General features: G+C 35.8%; 14 protein-coding genes. 10 read left to right on the top strand and 4 right to left on the bottom strand.

Annotated features, from left to right (window positions below; all coding sequences use genetic code 11):
- Positions 1–7: 7 nt before the first annotated feature.
- Positions 8–910, bottom strand: a complete 903-nt coding sequence (locus A9P82_RS01655; protein ID WP_066203484.1) for a hypothetical protein — start codon at positions 908–910, stop codon at positions 8–10.
- 117 nt (positions 911–1,027) lie between these two features.
- Between A9P82_RS01655 and A9P82_RS01650 the strand changes: the two genes are divergently transcribed.
- Both A9P82_RS01650 and A9P82_RS01645 read left to right on the top strand, forming a co-directional pair.
- Complete coding sequence (locus tag A9P82_RS01650; protein WP_197492208.1) at positions 1,028–2,242, top strand: M12 family metallopeptidase; 1,215 nt, start codon at positions 1,028–1,030, stop codon at positions 2,240–2,242.
- A 429-nt stretch (positions 2,243–2,671) separates the two neighbouring features.
- Positions 2,672–3,394 (top strand): YebC/PmpR family DNA-binding transcriptional regulator, encoded by a 723-nt coding sequence (locus tag A9P82_RS01645; RefSeq protein WP_066203478.1) that lies wholly within the window; start codon positions 2,672–2,674, stop codon positions 3,392–3,394.
- Between the two features lie 57 nt (positions 3,395–3,451).
- Here the strand turns inward: A9P82_RS01645 and A9P82_RS01640 are convergent, their stop codons facing one another.
- Positions 3,452–3,871 carry an NUDIX hydrolase gene (locus A9P82_RS01640; protein WP_156522579.1) on the bottom strand — a complete coding sequence of 140 codons (420 nt, stop codon included), beginning with the start codon at positions 3,869–3,871 and terminating at the stop codon, positions 3,452–3,454.
- An 89-nt stretch (positions 3,872–3,960) separates the two neighbouring features.
- Between A9P82_RS01640 and pyrE the strand changes: the two genes are divergently transcribed.
- Positions 3,961–4,596: an orotate phosphoribosyltransferase gene (gene pyrE, locus A9P82_RS01635; protein WP_066203472.1), complete on the top strand. Its 636-nt coding sequence runs from the start codon at positions 3,961–3,963 to the stop codon at positions 4,594–4,596.
- A gap of 31 nt (positions 4,597–4,627) precedes the next feature.
- Positions 4,628–5,590 (top strand): signal recognition particle-docking protein FtsY, encoded by a 963-nt coding sequence (gene ftsY / locus A9P82_RS01630; protein WP_066203470.1) that lies wholly within the window; start codon positions 4,628–4,630, stop codon positions 5,588–5,590.
- Between the two features lie 146 nt (positions 5,591–5,736).
- Here ftsY and A9P82_RS01625 read toward each other — a convergent pair whose 3' ends face one another.
- A complete protein-coding gene (locus tag A9P82_RS01625; protein WP_066203467.1) occupies positions 5,737–6,723 on the bottom strand; it encodes a glycosyl transferase family 90 in 987 nt (328 codons plus the stop codon).
- A 47-nt stretch (positions 6,724–6,770) separates the two neighbouring features.
- On the opposite strand from A9P82_RS01625, the gene A9P82_RS01620 reads away from it, so the two are divergent.
- From A9P82_RS01620 to A9P82_RS01610, 3 genes are read left to right on the top strand one after another with little or no spacing between them, the layout of a single operon-like run.
- Complete coding sequence (locus A9P82_RS01620) at positions 6,771–7,925, top strand: glycosyltransferase family 4 protein (RefSeq protein ID WP_197492207.1); 1,155 nt, start codon at positions 6,771–6,773, stop codon at positions 7,923–7,925.
- Positions 7,926–7,933: 8 nt separating this feature from the next.
- Positions 7,934–9,025, top strand: a complete 1,092-nt coding sequence (locus A9P82_RS01615) for a glycosyltransferase (RefSeq protein ID WP_066203461.1) — start codon at positions 7,934–7,936, stop codon at positions 9,023–9,025.
- 3 nt (positions 9,026–9,028) lie between these two features.
- Positions 9,029–10,087, top strand: coding sequence for a glycosyltransferase (locus A9P82_RS01610; protein WP_066203458.1), 1,059 nt, complete (start codon positions 9,029–9,031; stop codon positions 10,085–10,087).
- Positions 10,088–10,094: 7 nt separating this feature from the next.
- On the opposite strand, the gene A9P82_RS01605 is transcribed toward A9P82_RS01610, so the two are convergent.
- The gene (locus tag A9P82_RS01605; RefSeq protein WP_231891183.1) at positions 10,095–11,210 is read right to left on the bottom strand and encodes a hypothetical protein; all 1,116 of its coding nucleotides are present in this window, start codon (positions 11,208–11,210) and stop codon (positions 10,095–10,097) included.
- A gap of 73 nt (positions 11,211–11,283) precedes the next feature.
- On the opposite strand from A9P82_RS01605, the gene A9P82_RS01600 reads away from it, so the two are divergent.
- The 3 genes from A9P82_RS01600 to A9P82_RS01590 all read left to right on the top strand — a co-directional run bounded on the left by A9P82_RS01600 (position 11,284) and on the right by A9P82_RS01590 (position 14,102).
- A complete protein-coding gene (locus A9P82_RS01600) occupies positions 11,284–11,784 on the top strand; it encodes a DUF5606 family protein (protein WP_066203455.1) in 501 nt (166 codons plus the stop codon).
- Between the two features lie 185 nt (positions 11,785–11,969).
- Entirely contained in the window at positions 11,970–13,685 is a 1,716-nt protein-coding gene (locus A9P82_RS01595) for a M3 family oligoendopeptidase (protein ID WP_066203452.1), read from the top strand.
- A 42-nt stretch (positions 13,686–13,727) separates the two neighbouring features.
- Positions 13,728–14,102, top strand: a complete 375-nt coding sequence (locus A9P82_RS01590; protein WP_066203449.1) for a VOC family protein — start codon at positions 13,728–13,730, stop codon at positions 14,100–14,102.
- Positions 14,103–14,180: the final 78 nt, after the last annotated feature.

The following is a 14,180-nucleotide window of genomic DNA, read 5'->3' as shown; positions in this document are numbered from 1 at the left end:
TTTTGTTTTAGAACGAGTAACAACCGGATATGAATAAACCCTTTACTGTTCTGTATGCTCCGTTCATTTTCGTTCTTGTATTACTTCCATTACTTAGATATAACACATCAATGCCAGCGTTTGTTTTCCAATTAGAATAAATTCCTGAAAGATTTATCGTAATATGTTTGAATAAACAATATTTAAATTCTAAATCCAAATCTGTTCCATATCCTTGCGCCTTGTCGGTAAAGCTTTTGGGGTGGTTAAAATCGGTTCTTAATAACCAATTAGCGGTTGCGTGATAGAACAAATAACTTTCATTAATTCTTAATTCAATAGCAAACTTATTAAATAGATGTGATGTTAACATAGTATGCAGTTGTGCAGCTTGCCATGTAGGATAGTAAATGGTTTTTATATCAGATGCTTGCTCACTTGTAAAATAGTATGAATTTTTTGTTACATTATATCCGATTCCGATTACCAGATTTATTTTTTTATCTTTTAGTATGAGATAGTCTATATAGGGATTAAACATATTTTCTTTTCCTTTTTTACTCTTAAATAAAAGTTGTGAATTAGGATATGTTCTGTTATCTCCTGCATAGTCAATATCGGTTACTTGCCCATTTATCGTATAGAGATGATTCAGCGTTACATTAAAAAAGAATTGATTGGTAATATTGTAATGTAAATTCATAGCAATTCCAAATCGTTTTATTGATTTATAGGTAATTTCGGAAAGTACGTTTGGATTTTTTCCTTGTTGATTTCCCGCGATAGACCATTTAAAATTATCTACACTATAATTAGTTCCAAATTCAATTTTCAGTTTTTTTTTTAAATATTTTTGAGCTGTTGTTTTAGAACAAAAAAAAGTAAAAGCTATTATAGAGCATTTGAAGATGGAACTTTTTTTTAGGCACATAATTATAAATATGTTGATTATTATGATTGTGTTAACTTTTTATTAATCCTATTTTTTGCGTAGTAAAATGAATAATTTCGGAGATAAATTTAAAAACACTATAAAAACTTAATGTCTATGAAAAAGCTATCAATTAAATGTATTTACACATTTCTTGTATTATTCTTCTTATTTTCCATTAATTCTTGTTCAAAAAACGACTTAAATGAGAGTTCTTCAACAACAGGTACAAATGTGTTGAACGAATATACAATTAAGTTTAATGGAAAAGACATCAAAGTGGTCAAAAAGGGAGATTTATATTTTTGGTTTGATGATGTTGCTTTTGATGAGCAAACATTTGATTCACTAAAGGCTCTTGAGGATAGTTTACCCACACAGCCGAGAAGTGCTTATACGACAGATATAGATAATTATTGGCCTAATGGGATTGTATATTATACTATAACAACTGGTTTCTCCAATAATGATTTACAAATGATTAATGCGGCATTAAATAATTGGTCAACTAATACCGGTATTACATTTGTTTCTCGTACAAATCAACCAAACTATATAAAAATCCAAAAAGTATATAATCAAAATTATGGTGGAGAGTCCGAAGGTATCGGAATGTTAGGAGGGCAACAGTTTTTATATTTGAACGATGGGCAATTTAATACTACGACCATTATTCATGAAATTGGACATAGTATTGGTTTTTATCATGAACAATCAAGAACAGACAGGGATAATTACATCATAATTTACACACAGAATATTGAAAGTGGAGAATTGTCTCAGTTTGAAACGTATGCTCAATTGGGAGAGCCGGGTGCAAACCTTGGAACTTTTGATTGGTCTTCTGTAATGTTATATGATTCATACGCATTTTCTGCTAATAATAGTCCGACAATGGTCAGAAAGTCCGACAATCAACCTTTTTTTACTACTAATAATACTGTATTGTCTCAAGGAGATATTGTAAGTGCAAAAAACCTCTATGGTCCCCCATTTGCAAAAATTATATACTATCAAGACGATTATAGTGATGATGCTGATGCAGCTAATGAAACAATTCACATTGAAGGACATTATGATATTGGATTATTTTCTGACGCAGCCTGCACTATTCCCTATACGCTTGCCAGTCCTAAAACTGTAACTTATTATTTAGGAGATTATCCTTCCGGTGGTAATAAGCAATTAAATCAAATAACAATTTCATCTGGACAGCAAGCATTAACTGTTGCATCATTTACATCTGACATGGTATATGAGTATGGGAGTCTTACAAGAGATAACGAAAGAGGAGACATAGCTTTTCCTGGCAAAGATGGTTTTTGGAGATGACCAATATACAGGCAAGCCTTGGGCTTATTCTGACTACCTGTCTCGTTGGAATATGCAAATCGGTTTACGTTATTCTTTCTAAAACAATGCACGTGAATATTCACTCAAAAGCCTCGCTCTGCGGGGCTTTTGTTTTGTTGATAATCTTTAAAATGAATCCATATCAAGTCCGCATTAAATGCGTATCAAGTGCGTATTAAATGCGGACTTACCTTATAATTAGTAGCAGTATAACCGCTGCATAATGCCGGTATAAGCCGGTTATACAAGCAAATAGCTATAGCGTAAGAACCAACAATTAAGCTTATAGCTATATTAAATCCCGGCAACAAATAACAAAGCGATAAAAATGCTCATTTAAAATTCACAATTTATCGTTCATCATTATTCCTTCATAACCCTTACTTTTGCGGCACAATTTATATTTTTATGGGAAGAATATTTGAGGTAAGAAAAGCGACCATGTTTGCGCGTTGGGACAGAATGTCCAAGCAGTTTACGCGCATCGGAAAAGAAATTAATATCGCGGTAAAAGCCGGTGGCGGCAACCCGGACACAAATCCTGCGCTGCGTCGTTGCATCCAAAATGCCAAGAGCGTGAATATGCCGAAGGACAGGGTAGAGGCTGCCATTAAAAAAGCATTAGGAAAAGATACGGAGAATTATGAAGAGCATTTATATGAAGGTTACGGACCACATGGCGTAGCCATCCTGGTAGAAACAGCAACAGACAATCCTACGCGCACGGTCGCTAATGTGCGCTCGCATTTCAATAAAGGCGGTGGTTCCTTGGGTACCAACGGAAGTGTAAGTTTCCAGTTTAAAAAAATGGGAACATTCAAACTGAATCCAGAAGGCGTGAATGCAGATGAACTTGAACTCGAACTCATCGATGCCGGTTTGGAAGAGCTTGGCGAAAGTGTTGATGATAATGAAAATGCCATCCTGGTTTTACGTTGTGCGTTTGCCGATTTTGGCAGTTTGCAAAAAGCGCTGGAAGACAAAAATATTACGCCTATCAGCGCAGAGCTGGAATGGATTCCAACGGTTACTGTTCCGGTTACTGATGAACAAGCCGAAGAAATCAGTAAACTGATTGACCGCCTGGAACAGGACGATGACGTAAATAAAGTATTCCATAATATGCAATAAAAAATGACACAGATATATACACGAATAAATTATCAGTAAAAATCCGTGCATTCATGGCTAACTTACAAAATCCGATTTGTTCACAATCTCAACAATATTCGGATAACTGTTTTGCAAATGGGCGGCAACCTCTTCAGTTGTTGCCCATTCTGCTTTTTCAATATCTTCTTCTGTCTGCGGAGTGAGTTCCGGCGAGCCTGAAACGAACATTTTAAACCAATGCGTCTCTTTCCGCACATCTCTGTTCGTCCACTTGTCAAAATAATCGTGGTATGTAATACCAATCAATTCTTCTAACTGTATATTAGTCAATCCGGTTTCTTCTTCAACTTCACGCAAGGCACATGATTCAATCGCCTCGCCTTCGTCAAGTTTCCCTTTAGGCAAATCCCAGAAACCCCGACGAAAAATCATCAGCAATTCATTATTTCCGTTAAACACCAAGCCGCCCGCAGCTACAATAATTGATTTTTCCACCGGATAAAATTTTACAGGCAAATTTATTAAAAGATAGGATAGGGGGCGGAAATTATAATTTATCTTTGTGAAGAATTTTAAAAGTCAATATGTCATCATCTAACGAAAAAGTCATTGCCGAAAAGTTATTACAAGCCGGTGCCGTAAAATTGAATGTAGAGAATCCGTTTACGTGGGCGAGCGGTTGGAAAAGCCCTATTTATTGCGACAACCGCAAGCTGCTTTCATTTCCTTTTATCCGGGATTTCGTAAAAAGTGAGCTGTGTAACGTGGTCTTTGAAAAATATCCGGAAGCAGAAGCTATTGCAGGTGTGGCAACTGCAGGTATTCCCTGGGGGGCATTAATTGCCGACCAATTAAAATTGCCATTCATGTATGTTCGTTCAAAACCTAAGGCACACGGAATGGGTAACCAGATTGAAGGTGTTTACGCTGCCGGACAAAAAGTTGTGATGATAGAAGATTTAATTTCAACGGGGTTAAGCAGTTTGGAAGCAGTATCTGCATTACAAACTAATAATGTGGAAGTTATATCAGTTATTTCAATTTTTAATTACGATTTTAAAAAAGCTGTGGATGCATTTGCAAATGCCGGCGTTCCTTATTATTCTTTGACAAATTACCCGGCATTAATCAGTTTGGCAATTGAAAAATCAATTGTCAAACCCGAAGAAGAAGCAACCTTGCTTGAGTGGAGAACAAATCCTGACATTTGGAGAAAATGATATTTATCAACTATTTTATAATCAATATATTATGAGTTTTTTTGGAAATTTATTCGGCAAAAAAGAAAAGCAGGCTTTAGATCAAGGATTGGAGAAAACGAAGGAGAGTTTTCTCTCAAAAATTTCCAAAGCAGTTGCCGGAAAATCTACCATTGACGAAGAGGTGCTTGACAATCTTGAAGATGCATTGATTACTGCAGATGTGGGAGTCGATACAACTTTAGAAATTGTGAACAAAGTCCAGGAAAGAGTTTATAAAGATAAATATTTGAATACCAGTGAATTGAATTTATTACTTCAAGATGAAATAGAAGATATTCTTGTAGATTCTCCAAATGATATTTATAAAAACTTCGATTTATCACATACTAAAAAACCATATATATTATTAGTTGTAGGAGTGAACGGCGTAGGAAAAACGACCAGTATCGGAAAGATTGCATCAAAATATAAAGCCGCAGGCAATGAGGTAATTTTAGGTGCGGCAGATACCTTTCGTGCAGCCGCTGTTGACCAGTTGACTATCTGGAGCGAACGCATCGGTGTACCCATTGTAAAGCAACCGATGGGCAGCGACCCGGCATCAGTTGCATTCGACACCGTGCAAAGCGCCTTGGCGCGTAAAGCCGATATTGCAATTATTGACACAGCGGGACGTTTACACAATAAAGTTCATCTGATGGATGAATTGACCAAAATCAAGCGTGTAATCCAGAAAGTAATTCCCGATGCACCACACGAAATTATGTTGGTGCTCGATGGTTCCACTGGACAAAATGCCTTGGAACAAGCCAAACAATTTATGCAGGCAACAAATATAAATTCATTGACTATCACAAAATTAGATGGAACAGCAAAAGGCGGCGTAGTGTTGGCAATTGCACACCAAATGAAAATTCCGGTTAAATACATTGGCGTTGGCGAAAAAGTTGATGACCTGCTAATCTTTGATAAGCATGAATTTGTTGATAGTTTATTTAGTCTGAAAAAATAATCATATAGATTTCCTATAATTTATATTATGTTAAATTGTATGCAATCTTTTAAATGTCAAAGAATGTTTTACACCGTATATGCTCAAAGCCCATCTCCTTCCTATTTTTTCAAGATTGAAAATTGAACCGGTCAATAATTTGCGGGTTAATTTGTTATACTAAAATATTTATCTAAAACCATCAGAGAAATCAAATTTTCCATCCGCTTATTTTTAAACTGCGCAATAAAATTGTTAGCGTTTTTTATAATCTCTTCCGCGTCTATTGGATGATTGATGTAATAATTTAACTTCTCTTCCAAATCGGAAAAATCATCGTTGATTAAAACATAATGTTTATCCGGAACGAGCATTCCTTCCATAAACCAGGTTTCAAATTTCGGCTTCGGCATCACGGCTAAAGAGTTGGACGACATTATCCATTTGAGATTTGTAGCCACATCGTTTCCTTCCAGACTCAGAATAAATTTGTATTCAAGTTGCTCATCAATCGTCATTCTGCCGACCTTCCATTCTGCGTTCAACTGGTTATCATTTACTTTTCCGATATTACACATCGGATGCCCGAAATACCTTTCCATAAAACGGATTCGGTGCGGTTGTTTGAGGTTCACATTGCCACGCCAAACCAATAGACTTTTCTTTTCAGCAAACTGTTTCTTATCGTTTTTAACAAACATAAAATGCCGCATTTTGTTCAACTTAAACAAAATTGAATTTTCGTTGAAACCCGCAACAGGTCTGCTTTTTACAATCGCAGGCTCGTCCGGAATTTTGGTAATATCGCCGAATAAAAAATGTCCTTTTAAATCTTGATTAAAATACCTGCCATATTCGTAAAAATCGAAATAATAACTCCTGTGTCCATCTTTTGTAAATGCTTTTAACGACAAATCCGAGAGCTTTTGGGCGGCTGATAAATTTGTTGTTTTCTCCAGTTTGTTATAATAATTTACTCTTGCCAATATTTTCTTCTTATTATCATCATCGAGCAAATTAAAAGAGTCTAATATTGCTTTCAACTTCGGTTGATAATAGCCCGCAGGAATTATTTGTCTGAAATAATTTTGCGCGTAGTACAAGATTTTGCTGTTCTTATGCTTGTATGATAATCTTTTGGGTTCTATTTTCATAACTAAAATCAAAAGTAAACAACGGCAATGAATATAAGCCATGAACTATGAACTTTTCAAATTACTTTTGTCAAAACAAGAATATGCGCATTGGCTTTGACGCAAAAAGAATTTTTCACAACGCTTCGGGATTGGGCAATTACAGCCGCGATTTGATAAGGATTTTGAGCGAAAAGTATCCCGAAAATCATTATCTCTTATACAATCCAAAGCAAGGAAAAATCAATCGCATTACAGAAGAAAAAAATATCTCCATTCATTATCCCGAAACCAATTTTGGTAAACGCTTTTCGTCTTATTGGCGGCGCTCGGCAATCGTAAAACAATTGAAAAAAGACAAGCTCGATTTGTTTCACGGTTTGAGCAACGAATTGCCTGAAAGTATTGAAAATACAGGCATTCCAAGCATTGTAACCATCCACGATTTAATTTTTCTCCGCTATCCTGAATGGTACGGGAAAGTCGAAACTTTTATTCATACAAAAAAAATAAAACAAGCGGCGCACGCGGCAAATTTTGTGATCGCCATCAGCGAGCAAACGAAGAATGATTTGATTGAATTTTTAAATATTCCCGGAGAAAAAATTAAAGTAATTTATCAAGGCTGCCATCAGGCATTTAAAAAATTTTATTCCGGCGAAGAAAAAATTGCCGTGAAGAATAAATTCCATCTTCCCGAAAAATTTCTGCTGAACGTTGGTACGATTGAAGAAAGAAAAAATTTATTGACAATTGCAAAAAGTTTGAAACATCACGATTTGCCCTTAGTTGTTATCGGAAAAGAAACAAAATATACCGAAAAAGTAAAGCAATATTTGCATGAAAATAATTTGGAAAACCGTGTACAATTTTTAAAAAATGTTTCGATGCAAGAGCTTGCAATTATTTATCAATCATCGTCTGTATTCCTTTATCCATCTGTGTTTGAAGGATTTGGCATTCCGATTATTGAAGCATTGTACAGCAAAGTTCCTGTAATTACAAGCAAAGGAAGTTGCTTTCCCGAAGCAGGCGGAAATTCCAGTTTTTACATTGATACTTTTGATGAAAAAATGCTGGCTGAAAAAGCCAATCTTTTGATGAACAATGAAAATTTATATCAACAAACCGTTGAAAACGGTTATAAATACGCGCAGCGTTTTAACGACGATGTAATTGCAAAACAAGTAATGAATTTGTATCAGCAAACAATTAAACACTAATTGTCAAAATGTCAAATCAAGGAACAATATGTTTTTTTAATTCTGCAAATGCCTGGGGCGGCGGCGAAAAATGGCATTATGATGCTGCTATGCTGATGCATAAAAACGGTTGCCGCGTTTTGGTAATTACAAGTCCCGGAAGCGCTTTGCAACAAAGGCTTCCGAAAGGAATTGAATGTAGTGAAATGGAAGTTGGAAATCTTTCTTATCTCAATTTTTCAAAAATAAAAAAACTCAAAAATATTTTTCTACAACATTCCGTAAACATAGTTGTCATCAACCTTTCAGAAGATTTGAAACTTGCAGGAATTGCTGCTAAGCGTGCGAAAGTTGAAAGAATTATTTACCGCAGAGGCAGCGCCATTCCTTTAAAAAATCATTTCATCAACCGCTATTATTTTAAAAATATTCTGACGAATGTTTTGGCAAATTCGGAAGCAACAAAACAAACTGTTCTACAAAATAATCCAAACCTTTTTCCTTCGGAAAAAATAAAAGTGATATACAACCCGATTGATACAAAAGAATTTATTGAAAGAAATTCTTCGCCGGTTTATGAAAAAGAAAAAGATGAATTGGTTCTGGCAAATATCGGAAGATTGGTAAAGCAAAAGAATCAAAAATTTTTAATTGACATTGCGGGAAAATTGAAAGAAAAAAATGTTCCATTTCGGCTGTACATCACTGGCGACGGACGTTTGGAAGAAGAACTGAAAAACTATGTGCAAGAAAAAAACGTTTCGCAGGAAGTTATCTTTACAGGCTTTTTAAAGAATGTAAAAGACGTGTTGATGTGTTGCGATATATTTTTGCTTTCCTCTTTGTGGGAAGGTTTCGGTTATGTTTTGGCGGAAGCTTCGCTTTGCAAAAAAGCAATCGTTGCATTTAATACAAGCAGCAATCCCGAATTGGTTGTAAACAACGAAACAGGTTTTTTAACCGAAGTAAATAATGTGGAAGAATTTAGTGATAAAATTATTGAGCTATACAACAACCAAACTTTGCTGAAATCCCTTGGCGACAAGGGTTTTGAATATATTTTGGAAAATTTTTCGGTTGAAAAAATCGAGCAACAATTATTGAATTATCTTTCCGAATAAATCATGAATATTTTATTTGCAGGAAAATTTGACCCTGATTATAACCGCACAAAAATCATTATTGACGGACTGAAATATTTTCCTGAAATAAATATTTCGTTTTATAACTATTCAAATAGGTTACGCTTTAATCCTTTTCGTTTTAGAAAATTAAGCAAAGAGGCAGACGTTATTTTCATGCCTTCGTTTACGCATTTGGATGTTCCGTTGATTCGCTTGTTTACAAAAAAGCCAATCATCTTCGACCCTTTGATTTCACGGTATTTGAGCAAAGTTTTTGATTATAAAACCATTTCAAAAAATTCGCCGCGCGCGCTCAAAAATTTTCTTAAAGACAAACTTTCCATGCAAGCAGCAAACATTGTTTTGTGCGATACGGAAGCGCATAAAAATTATTATCATTCCACAATCGGCATTGCTGAAAAAAAACTACACGTGCTCCGCGTAGGTGTAAATACGGATGAATATTTTCCAAAAAAAAACGAACAAAAATCTTCCGAAAGTCGCTTTATTGTTGGCTTTTACGGCTCTTTTGTTCCGTTGCAGGGTGCTGAAAAAATTGTTGAAGCAGCAAAATTATTGTTCGAACAAAAAGATATTTATTTCAAATTAATCGGCAGCGGATTTGAATTTGAACGTATCAAACATCTCGCATTGAATGAATATCGACTTGACAATGTTGAGTTTACCGGTTGGATAAAAGAAGACGAACTGGCAAATGAAATCGACAACTTTGATATTGCTTTGGGCATCTTTGGCGATTCGCTGAAAACCGATTTGGTTATTCCGAATAAAATTTATCATTACGCTGCAATGCAAAAAGCAATCGTTACAAAAGACACGCAAGGCATTCGTGAAATATTTTCCGATAAAAAAAATATTGTTTTATGCGAAGCAAATAGAGCATCCATTGCTGAAAATATTCTTGCTTTAAAAACCAATGCCACTCTTAAAAAATCAATTTCTGAAAATGGATATAACCTCATTGCACAAGAATTTAATCATAAAAAGATTGCAGAACAATTTATTAATCTTGCAAAAGAATTGCTGCATCAAAATTAATTTTCCTCTAAAAGAAATTTCTTCGCAAAGTCTTGTGTCTCGTGGCTTTCAGCACCATATTCAGATTTGGCAGCAACACTTGTTTCATTTGAATTTTCAAAATGGCGCCCATTGTTTTTGCTTTTAAGAAAGACGGATTTTTCCAATAATCAGCCAACTCAAACTTAAGTTGATAAATCTTTTCCGGTGTTGAAATTTCGTCTTTCAACATTACGTCCATCAATTCTTTCATTCTGTAACGTTCCGTTGTAATCCTGTACACCAAACGCGAACGCTCTTCCGCCTGATATTGCTTGATAGATTCGGAATCCAAATGCTTCATTGCCATTTCCACAATATCAAAATTTTCTTTTGCAAACTGCGGCATATACAAACGCATTTTTCCTTCATAAGTCTGTTGGTCAAAATCAATCGCACGGATATAATATTGCGTTCCCTCAATGTCCGGCGTAATGTCCACAACAAAATTATAAGAACGCATATCGCCAAGCAATCGCACAAAACTCGACTCATTAAATTTTACAAAAGACTTCAACAAACGCAGCACATTTGTTTCAGGTTTATGCAAATAATCTTTGATAAAAATGTCGCCCGGAATGCCCGCGATATGTTCTTCAATCAAGGTTTGATTACACGTTAAAAAAACAATGCGCGACGATGAAAGCAAATGTTCCAGTTCCAAGCCATACACGCGGTTTGCATCGGCTTTCTTGATATAAAAATGGTCGTAATTTCCGTTGAAAACATTCACTATTTTTATACGAAAAGGCTGGCTGTTGCCAAAGCTGCAAAAGTCAATTCGTTCCACATTTAAGTTTGATGAAAAACTGAAATCGCCTTCTGTTTTCAGCATCGCATAACACTTTACCAAACCCTCTTTCAGAAATTCCCATTCACGATAATCGTAGCTCACTTGTTCCCAAGCCGTTTCATTTCCCTTTGCATCAAGCAATGGTCTTGCATATGTGAAATGAATCAAATCGTTGTAGGTTACAGGTAAATCTACTTCGCGACCATACCGCTCCAAATATGTGCGCAGCGCAGGTTTTACCGGATAAAGCATCTTTTTTTTCGATGGTCGAGCCGCTTCCTGATGATGTTCTTTTGATATGTTTTTATTCAATAAATTCAAGTTTTTTAAATTTGGCTTTATATAATTAACTGTTTACTTTCGCACCCTTAAAATAAAAGTATAAATGGAATACAACAAAATAATTTCTGTAACGGGCTTAGGCGGATTGTTTGAATTGGTTGGCAGCAAAGCCGACGGTGCAATTGTACGTTCGTTGGAAGATAAAACCACAAAGTTCATTTCATCGCGCAGCCACCAGTTTTCACATTTGGAAAGCATTGAAGTATTTACAGTGCGCGACAATGTGAATCTCGTAGATGTGTTTAACGCCATTAAAAATTCATCGGAAAAATTGCCCGATTACAAAGATGCAAATGCCGTAAAAGCATATCTGCAAAAGGTTTATCCCGATATGGATTTCGAGCGTGTGTATGCAAGCGATATGAAAAAAATGATTCGCTGGTACGGCATTCTTTCTGCGAATAACATAGATTTTAGTTTGCCGGCAAATGAAGAATTAAAGGCAGAAGCTGAGGCAGTAGCAGAAGAAAAACCTGTTGAAGAAGCAGAAGCAAAACCAAAGAAAAAAGCCGCTCCGAAAAAGAAAAAAACAGAAGAAGAATAAAATTGCCACATATGCGCCGATAAATTTTTGTCAGTGTATTTATGGCAAGTCAAATGCGCAGGAAAAGCCTTGTTAAAATGCTTTAGCCTGCGCGTTTTTATTTTACTTTTACACGACATTGCGACAAATGCACGAATGAAATTTATCTGTGCATATGTGGCTATCTAAAATAAATTTTCATAAACATGACAGCAGATATTCAAAAACTGAAAAGACATTTTTTACCCGAAGATTTTACCGTTACCACTTGGGAAACTTTAGAACCCTATTTTAAAAATTTGGCGGAAAGAGCAATTAATTCTAAAGCCGATTTGGAACATTGGCTGAAAGACGTGAGCGAAGTGGAAGCCGTTGTGAGCGAAGATGCGTGCTGGCGGCAAATTAAGATGACTTGCGATACTACGGATAAATCTTTGGAAGAAGCGTTCACGTATTTCTGCATGGAAATACAACCGAAGCTGCAACCTTACGCCGATTTATTGAATCGCAAATTGATTGATTCGCCTTTTGTAAAAGAATTAGATGAAGAAAAATATTTTACTTACCTGCGCAGCGTAAAGAAAAGTATCGAGCTTTTCCGCGAAGCGAATATTCCTTTGCAGGCAGAATTGAGCGTGCTCCAACAACAATATGGCGCCATCGCCGGCAAGATGACGGTGGAAGTAAACGGACAAGAATACACTTTACAACAAGCTGCAAAATTCTTTGAAAATCCCGACCGTAAACTGCGCGAAGAGGTTTATTTCAAAATCCAAAACAGAAGATTGGAAGACAAAGATGCGTTGAATAATTTGTATTCCGAATTAATTGAAAAACGCACGAAAGTGGCGCAGAATGCAGGTTTCAGCAATTACCGCGATTACAAATTTGTGGAACTCGGAAGATTCGATTACACCAAAGAAGATTGTTTTCAATTTCACGATGCGGTAAAACAAAATGTATTGCCTTTGGTAGAAAAAATCAATTTATATAAAAAAGAAAAGCTCGGTTTGGATGTGTTGAAACCTTGGGATACAGAAGCCGAACCTGAAGGCGTAAAGCCTTTGCATCCTTTTGAAAAAGGCGATGAACTGTTGCAAAAATCGGAACAATGTTTTGAGCAACTCAATCCGTTTTTTGCGGATTGTTTGCGCAAAATGCAGGAATTACATCATTTTGATTTAGACAGCCGCAAAGGTAAAGCGCCGGGCGGATATAATTGTCCGCTTGCGGAAAGCGGCGCGCCGTTTATCTTTATGAATGCTGCGGGGCAAATGAGCGACGTAACCACGATGGTTCACGAAGGCGGACACGCCATTCATTCTTTTCTCGCGCATCCTTTGGAACTAAGCGCGTTTAAAGAATATCCTATGGAAATTGCGGAAGTCGCAAGTATGTCTATGGAGCTGTTTACGATGAATTATTGGAATGTTTTTTTTGATAATGAAGAAGAATTGAAACGCGCAAAAATCCATCAGTTAGAACGTGTAATTACCATCTTCCCTTGGATTGCAACTATCGATAAATTCCAACATTGGGTGTATGAAAATCCGGCACATACGTTGGACGAAAGAAAAGAAAACTGGCTGCGCATTTTAAATGAATTTTCTACCGAAACCATTGATTTTACAGGGCTTGAAGAATATCGCGCTTACGGTTGGCAACGGCAATTGCATTTGTTTGAAGTGCCGTTTTATTATATCGAATACGGCATTGCGCAGCTTGGCGCCATCGGTTTGTGGATGCAATACCAGCAAAATCCGCAACAGGCTTTACAAAACTATATCAACGCATTAAGTCTCGGCGGCACAAAGACTTTACCCGAACTTTTCAACGCCGCAGGATTGAAGTTCGACTTCTCTCCTACGCATATTAAAACCTTGATGGATTTTGTGAATAAAGAAATGGAAAAGTTGATGTAAAAAACGCATTATAATATGTCTTTAAAAAAATAAATTACACAAATGAAGACTGTATTCGATACAATAATTCTTTATGTTAGAAACATTAAACTTCTTCGGGATTTTTATGTGGAAAATTTCAATTTAAAAGTTATAGAACAGGATGACATTTGGGTCTTATTGAATGCAGGAAATACGAATATCGGATTCCACAAAATCGGAGAAAAATATTTGAAACAAATTGATGAGAATCATCAGTTCGATAATAATACAAAAATGGTTTTTGAAATAGATGAAAATATAGAAGCCGCCAGAAAAAATTTCTTGGAGAAAAATATTCCGATGAGAGAAATCAAAACTTTTGAAAATTATGATTTTTGGCTTTGCGATGGAACAGACCTCGAAGGAAATGTATTTCAACTAAAAAAGAGAAAATAACCGCAGTAATAAAATGTTCAATAGTGGAAACTAAAACAATCAAATAATTTTATTGTTAAGATTTTGGGCAAATAACTA

The organism is Arachidicoccus sp. BS20 (assembly GCF_001659705.1).
Taxonomy (GTDB): domain Bacteria; phylum Bacteroidota; class Bacteroidia; order Chitinophagales; family Chitinophagaceae; genus Arachidicoccus.
Note: the sequence above shows the minus strand (reverse complement) of the source record. Positions and strands in the feature narration are given on the sequence as shown.

Coding starts and splice junctions, on each gene's coding strand:
- A9P82_RS01655 (WP_066203484.1), bottom strand. CDS start 910: ATGTGCCTAAAAAAAAGTTCCATCTTCAAATGCTCTATAATAGCTTTT.
- A9P82_RS01650 (WP_197492208.1), top strand. CDS start 1,028: ATGAAAAAGCTATCAATTAAATGTATTTACACATTTCTTGTATTATTC.
- A9P82_RS01645 (WP_066203478.1), top strand. CDS start 2,672: ATGGGAAGAATATTTGAGGTAAGAAAAGCGACCATGTTTGCGCGTTGG.
- pyrE (WP_066203472.1), top strand. CDS start 3,961: ATGTCATCATCTAACGAAAAAGTCATTGCCGAAAAGTTATTACAAGCC.
- ftsY (WP_066203470.1), top strand. CDS start 4,628: ATGAGTTTTTTTGGAAATTTATTCGGCAAAAAAGAAAAGCAGGCTTTA.
- A9P82_RS01625 (WP_066203467.1), bottom strand. CDS start 6,723: ATGAAAATAGAACCCAAAAGATTATCATACAAGCATAAGAACAGCAAA.
- A9P82_RS01620 (WP_197492207.1), top strand. CDS start 6,771: ATGAACTTTTCAAATTACTTTTGTCAAAACAAGAATATGCGCATTGGC.
- A9P82_RS01615 (WP_066203461.1), top strand. CDS start 7,934: ATGTCAAATCAAGGAACAATATGTTTTTTTAATTCTGCAAATGCCTGG.
- A9P82_RS01610 (WP_066203458.1), top strand. CDS start 9,029: ATGAATATTTTATTTGCAGGAAAATTTGACCCTGATTATAACCGCACA.
- A9P82_RS01600 (WP_066203455.1), top strand. CDS start 11,284: ATGGAATACAACAAAATAATTTCTGTAACGGGCTTAGGCGGATTGTTT.
- A9P82_RS01595 (WP_066203452.1), top strand. CDS start 11,970: ATGACAGCAGATATTCAAAAACTGAAAAGACATTTTTTACCCGAAGAT.
- A9P82_RS01590 (WP_066203449.1), top strand. CDS start 13,728: ATGAAGACTGTATTCGATACAATAATTCTTTATGTTAGAAACATTAAA.